The organism is Lacibacter sp., from assembly GCF_057361365.1.
On sequence record NZ_JBMQSG010000007.1, the window covers coordinates 125,585 to 147,182 of the forward strand.

Sequence of the window (21,598 nt, forward strand, 5' to 3'; positions counted from 1 at the left end):
TGACACGTCGTAATAAGTGCCTGTTATAAACCAAAGAAGGATTTAAGCACTGTTGCAACAATAACAAGGAATACGCAACTGCCAAACCAGGCGGCGGCCACTTTACCTGTATCAGGATCACCGCTGTTCCATTTATTATACACTTTGATTGCACCGATCAGCCCGACGATTGCACCCACCGCATACATCAGGTTAGTGCCTGAAGCAAAATAGCTTCGCACTTTCGTATTGGCTTCCTGTATACCTGCCACGCCATCCTGTGCCATGAGTTTGTTAAACATAGCTATCAGGATAACAGTCAGGTAAAACTGCAAACAGCGTTTGCCGGACAAAAAACAGTTTAGCTTCTTCATGTTCATACACACTTGTTTTATAGTTTATGTTGATGACAAATAAAAGGAGCTCCATCCTACCTCATCCATAGCTCACGTAGATCTTCCTCACCGAGATGGATGGAGCATTTATCCAGACTTTCATGAATAATAAACCGGTTAATAGCTGCTTTGAAATATTCATCTGCTTGTTGATAGGGTTGCAGGCCTTTTTGTAAAGCCATAATCAATTCCTGTTTATTTCGCTTGGGTAAAAAATGAGCGGATAATTCATTTGTTACCGGCAGGATATTGTTCAGTTCCTCATCATCAGAATTAGCATAGAAGGACACAAATTTTTTGCTGTTCAGCATAAGATGCATACGGCCCTTGAAATAAACAAGCCACACAAACGTGTAATAGATAGCAAGCGCAATACATAACACGATTAAGTATTGGTTCCAGGAAATTGAATGCAGCATAATATTTTCTTTATGAGTGATGTTATATTGTAATGTTCAATCGTGTATGCAAACATAATTTGCCGGAACGCTGTTTTGGTGGAATCCAGTAGAATCGATGTGGAAGTATTAATCATAACTATCGATATTGCGGATCATCTTTTGAAGAAAGCGTTTAACATTTTCCTTTGCTTCATAATCAACTTTGTCGCTGTACTTGATAAGACTTTGTGCACTGAAACCTTTTTGATTTTTGTTTGAAATGGACGACGCAGTTTTTTCGAGAAGTGTTTTATAATTTTCATTGGACGCACCACCTGCATCAATGAATGCCTTGTGCAAAAGATAAATTTCAGATCCCCTGAATGGCACCTGTATAAGATCAAAGGTAGAAGCTGTAGTCAGGGGATTTCGGAAACCTTTGTTCAAATCCGAAATACCGGTTTGAATGGCTTCTAGCAAATTGATAGTGGCATTCCATTTCTCAATGATGATTTTCATATACGTGTTTTTGAAGGTTGCCGAATAGGGTTGCCTTTGCAAGCAGCAATTGAAGGCTTTACATCTTCAGGAGGTGGGTAATACAATAGTTGATCTTATGTAAAAGATCATCCATGCATGTAGAAAACATGCAGAAGTCGACGCACGATAAATGAAATTAACAAGACATCCAAGGTTAATGAGTCACTCCAAATTGCTGGAATGTAGTACGGTGATCGGTAGGATAATGGTTGTTGCCTATAATGGAATTGATGATAACAGCATTCCGGTAAGGGCCTAAACTCAGATCCGCAGCGTTAAAACCATGTGAGTGTGTTTCTGCATTTTGAACAAAGAGAGAATTACTTTGATCAATAGAATAATCACGGCTCACCTTGTATTGTCCGTTGGCAAGCCAGGCAATATGATTTCTAATGGAATCGATAAATGCAGGCAATCTGTATTGATAACCGGTAGCCAGGATAACACAGTTTGTTTCATGCGAGAAGCTTTGTAGTATCCGATTATGATGAAAGCGAAGTCGATACATTTCATCGTTTATCTTTTCTACACAATCGAGATTTACATCCGTCTTAATCATAGAAGACCCGTTGCCATACTCTGTTCGTTGTTCATATAGGTGGTCATAGATACTGTTTAATAAATCTTCATTTACACCTTTGTAAAGTGTATGCTGCATCCGGTGTAATGTCTTCTTATGTTCTTCTTCAAGTGCATAGAAGTAATCAATATAGTCAGGTGTATTCATTTCATAAATCAGTTTGTTTGTCTCCATCGCATACAATCTGTCAGAGCGTGTAAACCAGCAAACTTGTTTATCTGGTCGCTTGCACAACAGATCAAAATAAATTTCTGCGGCACTTTGACCTGAGCCTACAATAGTGATCACATCTGCATCTTCGATGTCTTTTTGATGAAAGAGATATCGGGAAGAATGAAACATACAAGATGAAAGTTGATCCGGCTCGACACAGGCAGGCAACGAAGGTACGGTTCCTGTGCCAATCACGATTTTCTTCGCAAGAAAAGAACATAACAACCCTCCTTCATATTTGCAATGAACTATATAATATTTTTTGGACGGATCATATGTGATCGTTTCCACACACACATCAAAGCGTAAATTATCAAGTTGATTACAGACCCATTGACAATACCTGTTGTATTCCGTTCTGGTAATATGTTGCGCTTGTCTTATACCGAATTGTAATAGACGATTTTGTTTTCGCAGGTAATTCAAATAGCTGAAGGGACTAGCCGGATCAACAAGTGTTACAAGATCGGCGAGATAAGGTACTTGCAAAGTCGTGCCTTCGATCAGCATACCCGGATGCCAGTTAAATGAAAAATTCTTTTCAAGAAAAACAGTTTTCAGTTCTTTTATGGGATGAGTGAGAGCAGCAAGGCCAAGGTTAAAAGGTCCAATGCCGATTGCAAGGAGATCATAGACAGTGTTATGCATTTGAAGGTAGTTTTCGTGAGCGAATGAATTCATTATATAAGACAGGTATGGAAAAACTGATAAGACTTGTTAAGAGTAAGGTGCATAGTGTTTCAGTCAGCAATAACTGCTCATAACCAAATACCGGCACTAACCACATGATCAAAATCCATTGTATAAAATAGATACTGGTGATGTTCACGCTGATCCAGTGCAGGAAACGGAAAAAGATATTGTCTGCAAGTTTTGTGGCCAACCATACGAACAATGCAATCCACAACAGCACAGCCCCAAGATGAAAGAGTGTACCGCCGGGGCCTAAGCGGTAGAAATTATGATTCCATTCGGCTGGCTCAAATAAACTTAATACCACACCAACTACGATGACGGCGATAGAACTGATCATCCATATTTTATTCTTTGCTGTTTGCCAATATTTCTGCCAAATAAGACCTGCCAGCACACCTGCCAACGGATAACATAGCCATGGAAATACAGGAAAGAAAGTGGCAGGTGGCAATCCATTAAAAAGATTAAGTGGTAATTGTAACAGCAAGTGTTTTGTTTCAACTTTCCATAGCAATGGTGACAAAAATGCGATGAACAGAATGCCAATCGATAGAATAATTATTTTTTGTTTCACCCGCATAAGGAGTTGGCAAATCAAGTAAGCAATCGCCGCCAGTTGCAGAATATCACCCGTCAGCAAAAGACGAATACTCGTGGAATCAACAATAATAACATTATTGCCTGCTAAAAATTCTGCAGGCAACCATCCCCACCAATAAGGCAGTACCAGGCGTATAAAATTCAACAGGTAGCCAGCGACGAGCAAATACATCGTTCGTTGTATTGTCTGTGTAAATGATTTCTTCCTGCCATACGCAATAAATACACCCATCAGGAACATGAATAATTGAGCACCTGGTTGTTCGGCAAGAAATCCAAGAAAAATACCTAGCGGCCCTTGTTTTACTTCAGGTGTACTGTACAACAATGTTGTATGTACAGCGGGCATGATCAGGACAATAAATCCCCTTGCGAGGGCAAGACCCTTGCTTTCAGTTGTTGTGAGCATAAATTTTAATTAAAGTGGAGAATATCAGCAGCGATCACTGCGATGTTGAAGATGCTGTTCTTTCGTGATCAAATAGAGATTGGCTTTCTTTTCGGTTAGCTCAATTGCTTTAAGAAAATGAAAACCCGTTTTTACCGCTAAACGGCAGGCAAAATGGTTTTGTGCATCTGGTTCAGCGATAACCCTGTTTACAGAATTGTACGTAAAGAGCATATCCAGTACCGTTAGTAATGTTCGTTCCGATATTTTATCGATTTCTTTTTTCAAAGGCAGCAGGTCAGGATGAGGCGCCATCAACAGGTGGATACCAAAATCATTGAGACCTGCTTCATAAGTAAGTGCCAGTTCCGTGCTGATCACCTGGTACACTTCAAACAAGGCGATAGGTTTTATCTCATGGCAGACCAGAAAGCTGCTGGAGATATTTTCCTCCTTTTGTTTCCGGTAGGCTTTTTCTAATTCTTCAAAAGTTCCCTGCATATTCCAGAACCGGTGGGCATAAGGTTGATTGACCCATAAATGGATAGTTGCAAGGTCACCTGGCTGCATTGGCCGGATGTTGAATAATGCATTGCCAACATGTGTGCTGAAGAAGAAGTGATGTGGCTCTTTAAACAGTGTTTGAGGCATGTTTTAAAAATTTATTAGATTTAGAACAGTGGATACTTCTTAAAACCCGGTTGCAAACTACTACCAGGCAGAAGCCTTCCCGTTCTCAATTCAGCCATTTTATTTATCCATTCAGACACTAACTTTTTAGCCTGTGAATAGTCCTTTTGAAATAACATCGTTGAAAGGCGATCTCGTACATTGGAGTGATGATTTTGAACAGTTGAACAAAGGCATCTGTCTTCCATCGTGTAACGGATTTGTTGCTCATGGAGGGTGGGGAAATATGATATTCCAGTTTTACGAATCTGTTGGCTTTAGTATTTGGTATAGTCGTTATCATATTCGAACACGGAATACATTTAAAGCATTGGCTGATACTCCACTGCTTGAATTCTCTCTCCAGTTAGATCAACCCGGAACATTCAACACAAAACAATTAGGTCATCAAACAATCAAGAACAGCCAGTTCAATCTCTTCTTCCTGCCGTACATGGAAAGCAGGGCGAGTTTTGATGCGGGCCAGTTAACCACCACACTAGACATTCATTGCAGCTTTGATTACCTGCATACCTTATCAAAATATTTTCCTGATATAATCATCCCATTCTTAAGTAAGGTTGCAGGAAAAGAACCCACGTTGGTTTTTCCTGTCCCTATATATGCCACCGGTTTTATGTTGCAATTGGCAGGTAATATCATTCACCTCCTGCGCTCAAAAACGCTCAACGTATTTTTGCTTGAGCTGAATGTACAATCACTTCTTTCGTACGCCTTAACATGCAAGTATGAACTAAACCCAAAAACAAAGCGGTTTTCGTTGGAACAGATCGGCCGCATACATGCGATCAGGTTACAGTTAGAAAAAGATTTCACCAGCATTCCAAACCTGGCAGCGCTGGCGAAAGAAGCACACATGAGTAAAACGATCTTCAAAAGTCTTTTTAAACTGGAAGTAGGAGAATCTCCTTATCACTTCTGGGCCGTTAAACGAATGGAAGTTGCAAGGTCACGCATCCTGTCTTCAAAAGATTCTATTTCAAAAATTTCCGATGATCTCGGTTTTCCCAGTGTTTCCAATTTCTCCAAAGCATTTAAAAACCGTTTTGGTATATCTCCCTCCGATTTACGTGAAAGTAAATCTTAAAAAAGAGGCCGAATTGATAACAACAACCTGTTACATGATGATTAGATTTGATACAGGATTACGGACGCTTTCTTAGTTGAAATAAAAGACACATAATTCATTTTTAAAAACACTGTTGCAACACATGTGGTTTTCATTTCGGGTGAAAACTGCTTTAACCGCAACCCGAAAGGCGGTTATAACAAGGTTATTAATTCAGTGTATACCGGCTGACGAGTTGTGGAATCTATCCCTGGCAAAGAATTGCCCAACTGCCTCCTTTCTATAAAAAGGAGCATAGACGCAAAGGATGATGTTTTACAATTCTTAGATTATTGGTATAACTGTTTTGTCAATAATGCATTGTTGACAGAATTACTCAAACAATTTTTCAAAGTCTAAAACGAAACACGATGAAAAACAAAATCGTATTGCCGATGCTGGCAGTTATCGCAGTAATAACAATAGCGTTTGGTTTAAGTGCATTCAGGGATTCAACAAAAACCCATGCCAAGCAACCGGCTAAACCGTTAACCAATTATTATTTCCAGTATAAGGCTGATGCACCGGATACCGAAGCAGGTTATGAAGACCCAAGCAACTGGTTATTTCTTTCAACAGGAAATCCCGGAACAGATCCTTGCGATGGTGCGAACGAAATGGTTTGTGTGTTGGAAGCTGCTTTTGGTTCCACTCCAACAGAGACAGACCTTGCCAATTATCTCTCATCGTTGAGTCCTTCAACAACAGGTGCAGAGACTTATTGCAGGGATGCAGCAAACATCAAACATCGTAAGCCAGAACCTGCACCATAAGAAGTTTTATTTGGGTTTTAAAAGTTGATGTTAATAAGAAGGGGATAGTAGTGCATCCCCTTCTTGTATATCCGTTCATTAGTTTTGTTGCATACCTGTAATGGCAATCACATCTTCCGGAATTGGTAAAGCATATTTCGGATCATTTGGTTGTAGCGTGTAGGTTTCGCCATTCATTATCCGTTTTAAAACAATACCTGCTCCTTCTTTATTCAATCTTTTAATATCCATCCAGCGTAGTCCTCTTTGCGTTAGTTCTTTTCTGCGTTCATTTATAATTTTTGTAAGTGCATCAGCAGCATCAGTAGCAGTAAAGGCTGTCCATGTGCCGTTGTTTTTCCATCGCTTTATCATCAGGATGTTCAGATCGTCAAGTGCTGCATCTTTATTCCCTTTTCTTGCATAACATTCAGCTCTTATTAAATACATTTCATCTGTAGCAATTCCATTGAACCACTCGCCGGGGCTGCCGGTTCCATTATAACTTCCTTTAAACCTGTACGTGCCATTGCCATTGCTCCGGAAATAAACTGTTTTTCTGAGATCGTTGTCATTATAGGATTGATACAATACTGAATCGATCAGGGAAGTGGCAATTGTAACCGTACGGAAAATAGTGCTGTGATAAATTACTTCTTCGTTGTAAGTAGCAATAGGACTTGTAGAGGAAGCATTCAGTTGATTAAAATCCATGAGAGAATTGCGTAGCTGTAAATATTTATCGGCATACACGAATGCACTATCGTATTGCCCCATTGAAAGATATACTCGGGCAAGCCATCCGTATGCAGCGGTGCGTGATGGCCGCAAAACATGCACAGGAGTAACTGGCAGCAGTTCGGCTGCCTGTTTTAAATCGCTTATAATCTGCTCATAGGTTTGAGCAACACTTGCTCTTGATGAAGGCATATTAAAATCAGGGTCAAGACGCAAAGGAATCCCTTTATCAACAATGGCTGTATTTTTATCATAAGCCAGCGACCAGATCCAGGCAACCTGTGCAAAGCTGATGCCCCGTAAAAACAGTGCAGAACCTTTGGCATTTTGCCATGCAGTTTCGTCACCAGGCTGCCTTTTAATGCGATCAATTTCTGACAATACAATATTTGCCTTATATGCCTGCTTATAGCATGTTGACCATTCATTATTTCCACCGGGTGCAAACAACCTTTCAGCAGCCCATAGATAAGTTCTTTGTATATACTCATTTCTGCTTTGCCATGAACTGTACAGCAGGTAATAATCATCTGCACTTACTTCACCGGCAGCGGGCCAGTTTGTGTTAATTACAAAATAATCGTCGAGTATTGACTGGAGATCACGAACGGTTTGGGGTATTACAAGACTTTGATCCTGTTTGGCATCAAGATATTTTTTGCAACCGATCAATATACTGAAGCAAAAAAATGCAAGTAAGGTAAAACGGGCCTTGTTACTATTATTCAACATAAAGTTTAAAGTTTTGAGGTTAGAAATTTGCTCTAAAACCAAATGAATAGGTTTTGGCAGGTGGCATGGTAATATAGTCCGGATCAATACCGTATTTGTTTGCTTTCCAGATGATGCCCGGATTGTTTACAACAAAGAATAACTGTATGCCGGCAAATGGTAATCGTTTAACCGTATTCCGGTCAACGGAATAACTCACATTGATATATTGAAACCGTAGATGATCTCCCTTTGTGACCAATGCTTCGGAATATTGATAAAACGTATTACGGGCTGAATTTGCAGGATAAGTAAATGAAGGAACATTAGTGAAACGTTCATCTCCCGGTTTTTGCCAACGTTTACTATAATCATTATGCCCCCGCAGCGAGTTGATGAGCGTGTTATAATCAATGGAAGGCCGTAAAAAATAGTAATGCAAACGATAAGAAATTCTTGCTGATACTGCTATGTTTTTCCAACCGATGGAATTACCAATGGAGCCGAAGATAGTTGGGAGCCTTGGGCCAACAAATTTCACATCTTCCATGGTACTGCTAGTGCCGGTAATTGCCGCCCAGTTTTTACTTACCTGCCCGTTGAGGTAACCCATCGGGTCACCATTGGATGGATCAAGACCGGCCCACCGGTAAACGGACAGGTAAAAAGAAGGATAGCCTTCAATACCACCACCATTTCCAACAAGGCCACTTGGCTTGAGTGCAGAAGGATCGTAGTACCTGGTTATTTTATCGTTGTAAGTGTTAAAGATGAAATCAGTTGTCCACCGAACAGCCCTGTCAATATTTACGGTATTGATCTGCACATCTATTCCGTTGCCTCTTAATGAGCCGATATTTTTCGTTATGGTCGATGCGTTAAGCCCGGTGGTTGCATCAATGAGTGATGGACCGTACAGATCTGTTACTTGTTTGTAATACCATTCAATACTCCCGCTGATCCGTTTGTTGCGTAATGCAAAATCAATTCCGGTGTTTAACATAGCTACCTGTTCCCAACGTAATTCAGGATTTACATAATTGGAAATGGAACTATAGGGCGCATTAAAAAACGTTGTACCGCCGTAACTGATGGTAGTGGCACTTACTTTAGAAGGATCAAGGTTTCCCTGGTGTCCATAGGTTACCCGAAGCTTCAGGTTGGGAAGCCATTGAATGTTATAAAAAGATTCACGGTCAATATTCCAGCTGAAACCGGTTGACCATAGTGGCTTCCATTTATCATTGGTGGCAACACCAAAAATATTGGAAGCATCCCTGCGCATACTACCGGATACAGTGTATTTATTATTGTACGTGTAGGCAGCATTACCAAAGAACGAAACAAAGCGGTTATTGGTTTTGCCAAACCGTGCAGGGTTACCAATAAAATCGCTTCCTGTTATGAATAATGGGTAAAACGAAGTGTAATCAACATTGGAATAGGTGAGTATGTCTGCATTATAACCGTATGTGCGTCGCACTGTGAATTCCCTGATCGCTTCGCTTATTTCCGTACCTGCTATAATACTTACTTCCTGTTGTTCCCATTTATCATTATAGCCAACCTGTGCACGCAAATTTTGTGCAGTGGTAACAGCGTTTGTTTCATCAAAAATATCTCCCCGTGGAACTTTATAGGTAACCTCACCTGTGCTGCGGTTTAATTGCGAAAACCTGTTGATCATATTTCTTGTATAGTAACTCTGTATATCATAAAGCGTTTGCAGACCGGAATGTTGTTTTTCATAACGGTATCTTACATCAACGCTGAGCACTGCAAAGGGCTTGTAGCTGATGCCAAAGGCCCCATTGATATTCTCGATGTTTCCATTGCTTCTTTCGTGCCTGTAATTATCAAGCGGGTAGTAGCGCCAATCAAGCAACTTACCCCCACCGATCGTATCGATATAACCCTGGCGGTAATAAGTATATAGCGGCAGGGCATAGCCGTTTTCATCGGCCAACTTTGTGTAAACCGGCGCTGTGCCAATAGACCCATAGGCGGGTTTACCACTTACCGTTTTACTGTTGGTATAAAAAACCGAAGAACTGATTTCTATTTTGCTCGATACCTTGTAAGTATTATCAAACCGCAGGTTGGTGCGGTTGTAAGTTGCATCCAGCTCGCTGATGTTTTTATCGAACCCTGCTGAAAAAAGCCAACTGATATTTCCTGAACCTCCCCGCACACTTGCAGCATATTGCTGGCTGATGGCTTTGCGATACAGATATTTTAAAAAGTCATTACGGGTGTCATGATTTTTCAGGGCATTGATTTGTAGGGCAGAATCAGCAGCAGAGATCAACCCGCTTCTGCGTTTAAACAGAATTTCATACACAGGTGAAAAGGGCAGGCGCTGATTGCTCAATGTATCTGCAAAACGAAATTGCTTGCTGAATAAAAAGGTTTCAACATCGATCAACTCAGCCGATGAAACTGATGGCTGATAAAACAAATCGGGTTTATCAGTAATGGAAAAATTACTGCTAACCTCAACAGTTGTTTTTTGATCATACCTTCCTTTCTTTGTGGTGAGCACGATCACTCCATTAGCAGCTTTTGCTCCCCAGATAGAACCTGCAGCAGCATCTTTCAGGAACGTAACGTTCTCAATATCGTTTGGATTGATGTTCGATAAATCGCCCTGGTATTCAAAATTGTCAAGAATGATCAAAGGTTTTTGAATTGCCATCGTAAGCGTGCTGATACCCCTGATGATCAGTTGATCTTTTGCCAGTCCGCCCACATTCTGAGGAAAAACAGTTACACCGTTAGAAATGTATTTTAATCTATCAAGCACATTGGTGCTCACCTGTTCATTATACAATTTGTTTCCTATTTGTGTAAACGATCCGGTGGCCCGTTCTTTTGGAAGTTTTTGATAACCGGTGTTCACAATTACTTCCTCCAGTTGCCTGGCCGACTTTACAAGCAGTATAATGATGGGTGTTTGTAATGCTGAAACGCTGATTATTTGACGATCATAACCCACATGCGTAATAATTAACGTATCCGTAACCGTTACAGCAGCAAGGATAAAGTTTCCTTTGTTATTTGTTGTGGCACTTATTTTTTTATTTTGCACTTCTATCGAAACGCCTTCGAGAGGTAGCTTATCTTCCTGTGATAATACCTGCCCTTTTAGAACAATTGCATTGTTTTGCGCTTTCAGCACTGTTAGTGGCAACAGCAAACAAAGCAATATGAATATTTTTCTCATTTCAGTTAATTGTAAGTTTAGTAATGTGGTTTACAACCTGCCCTGTTTTTCAGTAATGATATAAACAGGTTGCTGCTTACCGTTGTGGTTAGCTGTTTGCTTTTTTACTTCTATACCCAGCATCGAGAGCCAACGCAGAATATCTGCCTGAATAAAGGCCGTTCGTTCCTTTGCTGGAAGATTGATTGGTGAACGCAGGTAATAACAATAAGTATTGTTGATTGCCCACTCCTTATAATAGGTTGAATTTTCTTTTACATACCTTGATGAATCACGTACCTGTAAAATAAATTGCTGACGTTTTGAGGTCATTATGTAATCCATTGCCAGCCCGCATAATTGTAACAGCGAACAATTGTAGAAACCTGTAACAGCTACATTATTTGCACTGTCGATGAATGTGCCACTGGGTGGAGCTATACCATCGATATAACCTGTAAGTGTAGAATAATACAACAGGCCGGGTTTGTTCAAGCCAGGTTGCGCAAAATCCAGCAATGGCTTTTTGTAATCAAAATCAATGGCATCATTTTTAACCGGCCAGTTAACCGGTTTACCCTTGAGTAATGTGAGCAGGTTTTCATTGGTAACATAATCAGAACCGGTAATAGCCTTAACTATACCATCGCTGCCAATCCATACAAGATGTGAAACTATTTGGTGGGGGAAGTAGGATGATAGTATTTCACTTCCCAATAAAATGGGCAGTTTTAAGTTTCTTGTTAGCGGGAAGCGTTTGAGCAGTTTATAAACATCTTCTTCTTTCGTGAAATCAGAAACAGTAATAACCTGCACTTTGTCTTTATATGCATTCTGGAAACTGTCGAGCCTTGATAGCGGAACGATGCAGGAGGAGCAGAACCTCCCCCAAAAATCAAGAATGATTAGTTTGCCTTTAAGACTGGATAATTGGATTTTAGAAACGGGGTAATTGATAACGCTAGCGAACTCAACATTGGGCATGGTATCGCCTATAGTAAGCGGGCGAATAGTTGTAGCTTGGGTTTGGGCAATTGAGTAGCCTACCGGCCATAAGAAGGCCAGTAAGCATGAATAGAGTTTCATGGCCTTATACGGTTGACTGGTGAATAAAACACCGACGGCAGTGGCTGAAACTAAACACGAGAAAAATGCATGCCGCCGGCAAAGCGTTTTGCGAGTTTGCTGTACCAGTACTATTTACACAGGGTTCTTTGGCTTGCAAGCATACAAAATACGGTAGCCTAAAAAAAGTGGGTTTGTTGTAGCAGGCATTGTTAGCAAACGCCCGTTGTAATTACTTAAGGCAGGGCTCATTTCCATTTTACCGAAGCGTGAGATGATGCCCCAGGAGAATGGAGAAAATGATGCCCCGCACTTAATGCGGTAGTATGGTGTTTGTTTTAAACTCATTGCGGAGTTTCTCACGCTTCCGGTAATGAGTTATGAATTCAAATATAAATAAAAAACAACAAAGACACACATGTGTGTTCAAATATTTTTTACTCTTTCATTACTTGAACCTTGATGAAAGATCAAGAGAATATAACATCTATCGAGCAATACGTAATTGACTTTATAAGAGATCTGAGGAATGCTAAAGGGTTAACTCAAGATGGACTAGCAAGTATATTGAGAGTTGGGAAGTCCTTCGTTAGCAATGTAGAAAGTTTGAATCATCGAGCAAAGTATAATCTAAATCACATTAATGTATTGGCAGATTATTATGATATGAAGCCGGGTGATTTTCTTCCTGCAAAACCATTTCCGATAAATAAAAAAGTAGAAAAGGTTAATAATATAAAGACTTCAAAAAAGCCAAGTAAAAAGGCAACTTCATCACCAAAAGGCAAAGACATTAGAAAGAAAACAGCAACTAAGAAAAAATAGTTCTTAATTGGTATTTGTCAGAGATTTAATTTTTGAACTACAAATTTCTTCAACAAGACTACACATAACCTCAAGTCTTTGGATTAAGATTTCTACTTCTTCCAATTTGATTGAATAGTTTCTCTTGTAACGTGCATCGACGTAGCCTTTTTTCAACAACTCAAATAAATGTTTATCAGATTTATCGGTTTCTGCTTTAAATATTAAAAATAAATCTTCCGAGATGTGTTTTGACTTTTGCCTAAGTTTTCTTAGATTGTGAGTCTTAGGCTTGTATCCTGTTTCAACTAAAAGCGTAGAATAATACAACCGTTCTGCCGCTTGATGTAAAAGAAAAACTACATCGTTAAAATCTTCTCCCTTTACTAGAGAATCTTTTAAAGCTTCTTTTGCTAAACGAAGGGCTCTGGCTCCTTTGGTAAACCACGTATTATAATGTTCCAAAGCAATTGCTTTCTGTTCTTGGACAGTAAGAATCTTAGGCTCAGCAAATATTATATCGTTGTTGCTATATAGAACAATACCTTCTTTCAAAATATCAGAAAAAAAGTATTGACCCTTTTCTAAGCCCTCATTAATATATTCCGTTTCATGAATTTCAAGATTAACAGGCACATCATAAATCTCCGCTCGTTCCTCTATTGTCCATTCCTGTTCCGACGTTTCTTCAGTAACTTTTTTAGTAACCACCAGGAAGTCATAGTCGCTAATATACTCATTTAGTGAACCATCTCTTCCAGTATAACGATGCTCAACTTGTCTGCCCTTTGCGTAACTACCAAAAAGAATGATCATTTCGGGATTAATTACTTCCTGAATGATTTCTGCAATGTGTTTTATTTCGAATTGCTTCTTTTCCGGCAAATGAGATAGTGATGTTTTCATCAAGGTAAATGTAAGAAAATAGAATGGAGAGATTTAAAGAAGTAAATTTTTATTTGATTACAACTTGTATAAACAAAAATTACTTTTTATTTTGAGCAATTACCCAAACGCACCTTCATTTATGACGCTTTACGAATTTAATACCAGCGATGAGCTTGAACAGTTGAAGGCCATATGGAAATATGGTGCGGTTGTAGCCGAACGGGAAGATGAAGTGCACCGTTACAAACTTTACCAAATACATTCTTTTTATGTGGAAGAAGTGTGGCATACAGAATACGATGTGCGCTGGGCTTTTAAAAGCTTTGCAAGCACTAATGCGCAAGCAATGAAGAAGTATTTGAATGAGATTGATTTCAAAGGCATTGGCTAAAATCACGGTTCGTGATGAACAATAAGGTGTTAACCACAAAAGCATTTTAAAGAATTTCAAAATATATGACAAAAGAAGAAATAGCGGTATTTGCTAACACAGTGACCTATGACAATAATGTAACAATTATTAAATTTAAGAATAACGAATCGTGGTTTGGCTATTTTGATTTTGATGAAGAACATCCTGCCAATCGAGATGCTAATGAATGGAATTTTGTGAGGTTTAGTGATAAAAAAAGATGGCATTTTAATGGTGATGATGTTTTAAGTATTAACATAACAGTTTTGCAGACCCCAATGCCAAGATGATGAAGCCTTTAAGGAAAAGATTCATGAAAAAATACTTAAAAGATGAAATCGATAGAGTTTTTACCAATAGATGGTCGGAAAGTTCTGAAAGTGATACAAATTGATGGGCCTGAATGGAATAAGTTTAGAGGTTATTTGCCTTATACTCGAATTTTCAATCCCACGGAATATGACTATAAAGCAGGTGACATCATCGATGAAAATATTATTAGTGCTATCCAACATTACTTTCCCACTACTTTTTTGAGGTACAATGTTGAAATTATTTTTAAAGGACAACTTGAGGATTATTTGAGGACACTGGAGGGTGGTTCACGAAAAAAGATAACAATTCAGTTTTTCCCTGATATTTCATATGAACTTCTCCCAACGGTTGTAGGGCGTACGTTCTATGCTTATCCAAGAGATTTTGAAATTAGGCTTTTGATTGGGGGAAATAATGAGTCGGCAGAGCTTATAAATGGATTTTATATGTGCAGCCTCCCTTACGACATACTTGACGAAATTATAAAAACAATAAATTCAATCTAGCATCTGATAGTTGAAGAAAAATGATTCGAAAGCACATATTTTATCATGCGGATAGAGCCGCTTCATTGAAGGAAAACCAGATAATTGAGTTAGACAAAAATGGGTTGTCATACTTTGGGAGTGCTTATTGGTCAGCGTTTCAAACGAAACCGTTTGATGAAATGGATTTGGCTCAGCAAAGTGAATTTTGCCTGGAGATGATAAAAAGAGAACACCACTACTCATTGTATGCTTCCAGATTCCAATCCATATTTGCAGCGAATTCAATCTTGGAAGCAATAATGTTTGCTAACTCAATTGTTCCTAAGCCAACTCACCCTATTCCAATTATAGAAATATTTGCTGAGAGATTTTGGAGTTTAGATTCAAATTGGTTGGATTTTAAAAGCAGTCCTACCAATTTGGATAATTTCCGGAATTACTGGGATGGAAAAATTACCAATCACAGTCCTAAGGTTGGAGAAAGGCGACCACCACGAATAGAGGTTATGATTACTTTGCTTGCAACAACGGGCAAAATTGTTCATGTTGTTGAATAAGAATGAGATTTGAAATCCTGGTATAAGAAATATAAAAAAACCACCTATGCATATTTATGATTTTATTACTGACGAGTTTCAATATGAACTGAAGGAGAGGTCAAGACAAAGACCTAATAGGCTTCCGCTTGAAATGGCTCTAAAGAACTATATTGATCTTTTTTTAGAAGAGCTTACTCCAGATAAGTTAGTGAGTGAAGGGGAGTCAACATATTTGCATGCACATCTTTCTACTAGATCTGAGGTTGTAAAATGGCTTGAAGAATATCGAAAATTATTTCTGCAAGAAGTACCTGTTATAAAAAATATTCTGGAGGAAGCATTAGAAATCTATCATGTTTTCATCCGTGGGAAACAGCACAATGCAGTTCTGAGGTTACATGACTTATTAGATAGACACAGTTTATTGGACAAGGTAGATTGGGAACTGTTAGGTGGATTTTTTCGATGCAGGTGGTTTGGCAATGAGACAAAAGATGAAATAACACAGAGCAATTACTATAATCATATACCATTTTCTAAAAGATATTTAGTAGGGAATCAGCGTTTTAGTGTTTCAGGTATTCCGCTATTATATTTAGGTTCAAGCTTATCCACTGCGTGTTTTGAAATGGGCTTAACGACATTAGATGAGCCTGCAAAGTCAAACCTTTCTTTCAGTTTTTGGGGATTTAATCCTGCATATCGTCGGTATCCAGGTGCTGATTTCAAAACACCTGAACGCATCAATATTTTTGATATTTCCAATTTAGCCTATGATATGCTGAACGATGTTATTATGGATGTTATACTGGAAAAAGATGATTTGGTTCGGGAAAACATTATCGATACCTATACATTCATGAATCGGGACAGCGTAAGGATAACGATTAGAAAATTTGCTTTGAGCCAGGTTTGTACTTTTGTTACCGATAAATTTCAATCCCCGGAAGGTAAAACATTGAACAGTTTTTATGAAGAATATGTCTTGTCTCAATTATTAACGGAAGCAATCCGTCTGCATAAATATGATGGCATTATTTATCCGTCAACAAAATATAGTCAGAAACAGATAAGTTCAACCACAGGGTGGTTAAGCGGTGCTTTTAAAACAAATCTGGCTATGTTCAGCCACTACAATTCAAAAGAACAATACGATGGCGTGCTGGTTAAAAATTTTATTGTTGATGCTGAACAAAAAGGACCCTTACCATTCAATATCCTTAAAGACAAGATTGAGGAAAGATTAAGAGATATTGAATATCACTCACCATTTGTTACGTGGTATACCAATAATAGTTATTTCGCTCAAAGGATTAAAGCTATTCTACGATATTGTAGGAAAAGATTGAGGCTTTACCAGGTTCTACAATTGGATGGCCAACTCTACATCGAAACAGATGTGGGGAATATTGAATTGCAATTTGTAATTGAGTATACAAGCTTTATTTTGTCGGAACTTAGAATGCATTATCACGAGGAATTTGAAAAATACATCAAGGATGTTGATGATGGGAAACATAGCTTTTCATGGACGGACAATTCAAGTCAAAGTGCTTCAGGAACCATGTACTAAAATGTAGCAAGTGCTACTATAAATTTAAATCCAACAATGATTATTGACTTCAAGGAAATTCCAAAAGCGAATAAAGGGGATGGAGACAAGGATCGATTTGAACAGTTTGCGTGTGATTTTTTAGAAACAATCGGTTTTACAATAGTAAGACGACCTGATCGTGGGTCAGATGGTGAAAAGGATCTGATAATAATTGAAACGAGAAAAGGTGTTGGTGGAGAGACAAATATAAAGTGGTTGGTTAGTTGTAAACACAAGGCTCATTCAGGGGCTTCGGTTTATGTTAAAGACGAGCCTAGTATTCAAGATAGGATAGCACAACATAATTGCCAGGCATTTATGGGTTTTTATTCCACAATTGCAGCATCATCTATGTCCAATAGGCTGGATGCATTGAAAGATAAATTTGAATACACCATCTACGACGGCACAAGAATTGAAAAGGAACTTTTCAATTGTAATCAAAGAGATAGATTACTCAAGAGTTACTTTCCACTTTCTTATGAGAAGTATAGGAAGCAAGGAAATCTGGAAAGAATAAATCATGATGACACTAAGAAAAAGTTGTCAGAATTCTTTAACGAAGAAGACATCTTACGCATTGCTAAAACAGCAATTATTCTCATAGAAATTGAAAAAATAAAGAGCGAGCTTAGTTACAATGATTGGGATAATATAGATGATTCTCTCAATAAGCTTTATCGATTCTCTGACCATTCAAATGAGAAAATTGCAACAACAATATTTTCCTTCTTAGATTTAATTTCTGAAAGAGGAAGAGCAAATATGCCTTCTAAGATTTCGAGTTCCTTACATTCTTTGGTTTTGACTTTTTTTCCATCCTCGTATGACACTGACATTAAAGCCCGAATTGCAAATGGTAAACAATGCATTAATATCGGGTTTAACTTGATATATGATGCTTTTATAAAGATCAATAATTTTAAAATTGCCGAATTTGGACTTTCAATCTGGAAGTATATCTACAAGGAAGGCAAAGGAGACGGGATGCATGTACTAATGGAAGAAGTGTTAAACAACTATAAGATGCTTGAACAATCTCTTGACCGGCCGGAACGTAGCGATTTAGAGAATGCAAAAGACATGGTTAAAATTTTTAAAGACGATTTGAAAACAAAATCTTTAGCATTTCCGGTTTTACCTGACCATTTGTATGAGCTAATGAAAAATGATGATTAATAAGAATCAAACAGTAGGCAAAGTGTATTTCAGAAACATTTGAATTTTAAATGTTGCAGATATTTGCATTGTGTGCTATATTCCGGAAACTACCTGAATGATAGAAACCGAGATAACCATAATAACTTATAGAAAATCTGATATAGATATAGTAACACAAAAAGTTTGTGAAAGAAAGATGCAATTGCCGGTATTCATACTTGAATATGAAAATCATTATAAGATAAAAATTTCAAGCGATTATGAAGAATGGGAGTTAGACGCTGCCATAAAAGAATGTTTCCCGGAATATGAATTTACTACCGACTTAGGAAACGGCGGAGAGGAAATCAGAGTGCAAATATCAAGGTATCAATCTGAATGTTCAACTGATAAATGGGGAAGGCCAATTGAAAACCCTTTAGATGAAGTGAAGTATTTAATAAAAAGGCGAACCAAAACGAAGGAAAGGTTCAGTCCCAGGATTAAAGTGCTGTTTGGAAATAGTATTCAAGATTACTATATCAATATAGTGAATGGAATAAATACAATCTCTGGCGAAAAGGGTTTCCTTCTTTTAGATTATTTCAAACAAAAAGCTGAGGATGGCGTTAGCGCAGAAATCTTGAAAGATAGATTACATAAATCACCAATAGACGCTTTTCATTCTGGATTTTCAAAACTTCAGAACATAGTAAATAATGATTTTAAGAACTATCAGAAGCAGCAAACCAAAAAGATAGCAGAGGAACAGAGAATTCCCAGGAAAATTATCAGGGAATTTATTAAATCCTGCAACAGTTCTGACATTGATGGAATGATTAAAAATCTTGCCAAGAAAGTAGTGTACATAAATAAATTGGATTGGCAAAAAGAGTTAAGAATAGAAGGGAAAAAGGAATTTGTAAATCATATAAAATCCACAAGTCAGGATTTATGTGCCCAAAATTTCATAATCAGATCTCAATGGATTTTTAGATTAGATAATATATCGATTGGAGTAAAATTTTTCCCTAAGCTCGGTGATGGTACAAAAGACAATAGTTTACAATACCAAAGGTTTACTTTTGTTCTGGGAGATAATAAGATTCAAACTATCTGGCATGAAAAATGACCAGGTACTGAATCCAAAGCAATTGGGTTAATAAAGTAGTTAATCTGATGTAGGTGATTATGCTGAGCATCGTTGCATTCATCAATACGAATACCCGTTATGCCCGCTTTGTGGTATTGTATCTTTCAGTAAAAACTTGTTACTTGGGTTAATATTGACTCCTACCTTAAGAATCTACTACAAGGTTCAGTACTCTTCGTTTTTAACGGTTTGCATTTTTTCAATTAATCTCTAACATATTCTTTATGACTTCAGTTAAAGATGTTGCAACCATAATAATAACAATTGGAGATGTTGTTAAAAGCACAAGAGAAGTTATTGATGCTGTAAATGACGGAAAAAAGTTTCTTGCATTGAAACACCCCGAAGCACAAAAGGATTTCAGCGACCTTATTGCTCAAATGCACAGGGCTATCATAGGTATGTCCAGAGTATCTGGTTTAATGAGCAGTTTCCGGTTTGTCACTGACGGCAGAGCTGCTGTTGATCGTATGACAGCAGATAGTGAACTTGCCCGGTTTAATGACTATGTCATGAAGCAGCAGGAGGATATTAACGCTCTCAGAAATGATATTCGCCAGCTTAGGGCAGATTGCAAAAAAGTGCGTGAACTTCGGGATAAGCTTGATACAAGCACCAAGGATAAATCCTGGGGTTCACTCTTTGGGTTGCTTGGAGCAAAGGCACAACAACGTACCATCGAACTGCATAGTACGATCAGTAATTTTTATGCAGATGACCAGAGAATGATCGAGTTCTTTACTCAAACTTTAGATCTGGCTGCAAATGCTATCAAAGATGTTAATGAAGTTCTTGGTCCACCGGGAACAATGAATCCTTACAATGTTCCTCAGGCGGCAGTGATGCTTGGTAGTTACTCAGTTTTATTTGAAGCACCAACCAAACAACTTCATGAGCTGGCCGATGTCATGAGTGATGTTCAGTCAGATCTTGATACAACAACGAAGCAACATTAATAACGGACACTATTGATTTTGGAAAATCGTATGAGATACGTTGTTCAGAGTCACTTAAAATTTAACGAATATGAAACCTGTATTACTTCCATTTAAACCGAAGTATCTATTCTTCATTTTTGTTGTTCTGATTTTGACAAATAGAGATGTCTATTGTCAAGACATGAACCTTAATGGGCCATTAAGATATACCTACAGCAAAAAAGATTTACTTATTTGGGATAGCATCAATCTTTTGCAGTATGGAGTTGCGGGAACTGGCTTTATTGGAATGAATGAATTTATAGGGAACTGTGCAGCAAAACACAATGATGGAGGAGGTTGGATACCAATAACAGGGTATAAACAAACATTATGCGGCTATCTTAAAATGCATTCCAACTTTGATGAAAATAGTGACGGTGATATAGACTTTTATATAATACCCGATCCTGTATTCCGGCCATTGTTATTTAATTCAAAAAAACCAACAGGTCATTACTATGAAAACAACGCCATTTGTTGTGAGATAGCATTTATGGAGCCAGGAAACACTGTAGCAAATGATGGGGCCACTTATTTTCAAAATGGTATGCGGCAAAAAATGGAGTTCAAAGGCATTGGAGTATATGGCCCATATGTATACGATAATAGCCATGAAGGGAATAACCCTGAAATACATCCGGTTGAGCAAATGTGGCATAAGGAAGAGATCACACCAAATACCACGGCATTTTACCTTTATTCAATGCACGACAACCAGGACAGGTTTGGAAGAAAGGAATATTATTACAATTCGAATGAATGCCCCAACCTGCCTTGGTTAAAAAATCCGCAGATCAATGTTTTTTATTTGCCTTTCGAAGTCTCTTTAATTGGAAGTACTATCAACTACAATATTGAATTACTTTCTGGCAATAATGTGAACCATAACAATACAACCGGTCAAACTTTAAGATTACTGTACAATGGAAGGGAACTGGTTACCGTTAAGAGACCATCTAACAACTATCCGGTGCTGACATTTTATTCGTTGGGGATGAAAGACGCCAATACAATAAGAGGCTATATTGCTGTAGAAACGTCAATCGCAAGTTTAGGAGCTACAAGAACACATGGAGGACATCTTTTTCTCAAAGCGACACGAACAATTTCTTCGAGGCAACCTGTAAGGCCTGCTACGCAAAAATTACAAATCAATCAAGAGTGAAAAACAGGAATGCCACAGAATGTAAAAGTGTTTACAAAATATAGAATGGAGTAGTGTTGGCGTAAATGCCCCTTATATGGATG

The 21,598-nt window shown here is 38.2% G+C and carries 22 protein-coding genes; 12 read left to right on the top strand and 10 right to left on the bottom strand.

Features of this window, described 5'->3' with window-relative positions:
* Positions 1-23 precede the first annotated feature (23 nt).
* The 6 genes from ACO1QW_RS05385 to ACO1QW_RS05410 form a co-directional block, all read right to left on the bottom strand.
* Positions 24-359 carry a DUF4134 domain-containing protein gene (locus ACO1QW_RS05385; RefSeq protein ID WP_486256418.1) on the bottom strand — a complete coding sequence of 112 codons (336 nt, stop codon included), beginning with the start codon at positions 357-359 and terminating at the stop codon, positions 24-26.
* A gap of 50 nt (positions 360-409) precedes the next feature.
* A complete protein-coding gene (locus tag ACO1QW_RS05390; RefSeq protein WP_486256420.1) occupies positions 410-793 on the bottom strand; it encodes a hypothetical protein in 384 nt (127 codons plus the stop codon).
* A 108-nt stretch (positions 794-901) separates the two neighbouring features.
* Positions 902-1,273 (bottom strand): hypothetical protein, encoded by a 372-nt coding sequence (locus tag ACO1QW_RS05395; RefSeq protein ID WP_486256422.1) that lies wholly within the window; start codon positions 1,271-1,273, stop codon positions 902-904.
* Between the two features lie 175 nt (positions 1,274-1,448).
* Positions 1,449-2,735 (bottom strand): lysine N(6)-hydroxylase/L-ornithine N(5)-oxygenase family protein, encoded by a 1,287-nt coding sequence (locus tag ACO1QW_RS05400; RefSeq protein ID WP_486256424.1) that lies wholly within the window; start codon positions 2,733-2,735, stop codon positions 1,449-1,451.
* A complete protein-coding gene (locus ACO1QW_RS05405; RefSeq protein WP_486256426.1) occupies positions 2,728-3,792 on the bottom strand; it encodes a heparan-alpha-glucosaminide N-acetyltransferase domain-containing protein in 1,065 nt (354 codons plus the stop codon). Before ACO1QW_RS05405 ends, ACO1QW_RS05400 begins: the two co-directional genes overlap by 8 nt.
* Positions 3,793-3,816: 24 nt before the next feature.
* Positions 3,817-4,422, bottom strand: a complete 606-nt coding sequence (locus ACO1QW_RS05410) for a GNAT family N-acetyltransferase (protein ID WP_486256427.1) — start codon at positions 4,420-4,422, stop codon at positions 3,817-3,819.
* A gap of 133 nt (positions 4,423-4,555) precedes the next feature.
* Here ACO1QW_RS05410 and ACO1QW_RS05415 point away from each other — a divergent pair, with 133 nt between their 5' ends.
* A complete protein-coding gene (locus ACO1QW_RS05415; RefSeq protein ID WP_486256429.1) occupies positions 4,556-5,548 on the top strand; it encodes a helix-turn-helix transcriptional regulator in 993 nt (330 codons plus the stop codon).
* Between the two features lie 392 nt (positions 5,549-5,940).
* On the top strand, positions 5,941-6,342 hold the full coding sequence (locus tag ACO1QW_RS05420) for a hypothetical protein (protein ID WP_486256431.1): 402 nt from the start codon (positions 5,941-5,943) through the stop codon (positions 6,340-6,342).
* Between the two features lie 78 nt (positions 6,343-6,420).
* Here ACO1QW_RS05420 and ACO1QW_RS05425 read toward each other — a convergent pair whose 3' ends face one another.
* The 3 genes from ACO1QW_RS05425 to ACO1QW_RS05435 are packed head-to-tail and all read right to left on the bottom strand — an operon-like array spanning position 6,421 to position 12,058.
* A complete protein-coding gene (locus ACO1QW_RS05425) occupies positions 6,421-7,791 on the bottom strand; it encodes a RagB/SusD family nutrient uptake outer membrane protein (protein WP_486256433.1) in 1,371 nt (456 codons plus the stop codon).
* A 19-nt stretch (positions 7,792-7,810) separates the two neighbouring features.
* The gene (locus ACO1QW_RS05430; protein ID WP_486256434.1) at positions 7,811-10,993 is read right to left on the bottom strand and encodes a SusC/RagA family TonB-linked outer membrane protein; all 3,183 of its coding nucleotides are present in this window, start codon (positions 10,991-10,993) and stop codon (positions 7,811-7,813) included.
* Positions 10,994-11,023: 30 nt separating this feature from the next.
* A complete protein-coding gene (locus ACO1QW_RS05435) occupies positions 11,024-12,058 on the bottom strand; it encodes a TlpA family protein disulfide reductase (RefSeq protein WP_486256436.1) in 1,035 nt (344 codons plus the stop codon).
* Between the two features lie 441 nt (positions 12,059-12,499).
* Between ACO1QW_RS05435 and ACO1QW_RS05440 the strand changes: the two genes are divergently transcribed.
* Positions 12,500-12,862, top strand: coding sequence for a helix-turn-helix domain-containing protein (locus ACO1QW_RS05440; protein ID WP_486256438.1), 363 nt, complete (start codon positions 12,500-12,502; stop codon positions 12,860-12,862).
* A 3-nt stretch (positions 12,863-12,865) separates the two neighbouring features.
* Here ACO1QW_RS05440 and ACO1QW_RS05445 read toward each other — a convergent pair whose 3' ends face one another.
* Entirely contained in the window at positions 12,866-13,747 is an 882-nt protein-coding gene (locus ACO1QW_RS05445) for a HEPN domain-containing protein (protein ID WP_486256439.1), read from the bottom strand.
* A gap of 121 nt (positions 13,748-13,868) precedes the next feature.
* On the opposite strand from ACO1QW_RS05445, the gene ACO1QW_RS05450 reads away from it, so the two are divergent.
* From ACO1QW_RS05450 to ACO1QW_RS05490, 9 genes are all read left to right on the top strand, one after another.
* On the top strand, positions 13,869-14,120 hold the full coding sequence (locus ACO1QW_RS05450) for a hypothetical protein (RefSeq protein ID WP_486256441.1): 252 nt from the start codon (positions 13,869-13,871) through the stop codon (positions 14,118-14,120).
* 65 nt (positions 14,121-14,185) lie between these two features.
* Entirely contained in the window at positions 14,186-14,431 is a 246-nt protein-coding gene (locus ACO1QW_RS05455) for a hypothetical protein (protein ID WP_486256443.1), read from the top strand.
* Positions 14,432-14,473: 42 nt separating this feature from the next.
* Positions 14,474-14,962, top strand: coding sequence for a hypothetical protein (locus tag ACO1QW_RS05460; protein ID WP_486256445.1), 489 nt, complete (start codon positions 14,474-14,476; stop codon positions 14,960-14,962).
* Positions 14,963-14,982: 20 nt separating this feature from the next.
* Positions 14,983-15,501, top strand: coding sequence for a hypothetical protein (locus tag ACO1QW_RS05465; RefSeq protein ID WP_486256447.1), 519 nt, complete (start codon positions 14,983-14,985; stop codon positions 15,499-15,501).
* Between the two features lie 46 nt (positions 15,502-15,547).
* Entirely contained in the window at positions 15,548-17,056 is a 1,509-nt protein-coding gene (locus ACO1QW_RS05470; protein WP_486256449.1) for a hypothetical protein, read from the top strand.
* A 36-nt stretch (positions 17,057-17,092) separates the two neighbouring features.
* Positions 17,093-18,256 (top strand): restriction endonuclease, encoded by a 1,164-nt coding sequence (locus ACO1QW_RS05475; protein WP_486256451.1) that lies wholly within the window; start codon positions 17,093-17,095, stop codon positions 18,254-18,256.
* 97 nt (positions 18,257-18,353) lie between these two features.
* The gene (locus ACO1QW_RS05480) at positions 18,354-19,349 is read left to right on the top strand and encodes a hypothetical protein (protein ID WP_486256453.1); all 996 of its coding nucleotides are present in this window, start codon (positions 18,354-18,356) and stop codon (positions 19,347-19,349) included.
* Between the two features lie 245 nt (positions 19,350-19,594).
* Positions 19,595-20,326, top strand: a complete 732-nt coding sequence (locus ACO1QW_RS05485; protein ID WP_486256455.1) for a hypothetical protein — start codon at positions 19,595-19,597, stop codon at positions 20,324-20,326.
* Between the two features lie 70 nt (positions 20,327-20,396).
* Positions 20,397-21,515, top strand: a complete 1,119-nt coding sequence (locus tag ACO1QW_RS05490) for a hypothetical protein (RefSeq protein WP_486256457.1) — start codon at positions 20,397-20,399, stop codon at positions 21,513-21,515.
* Positions 21,516-21,598: the final 83 nt, after the last annotated feature.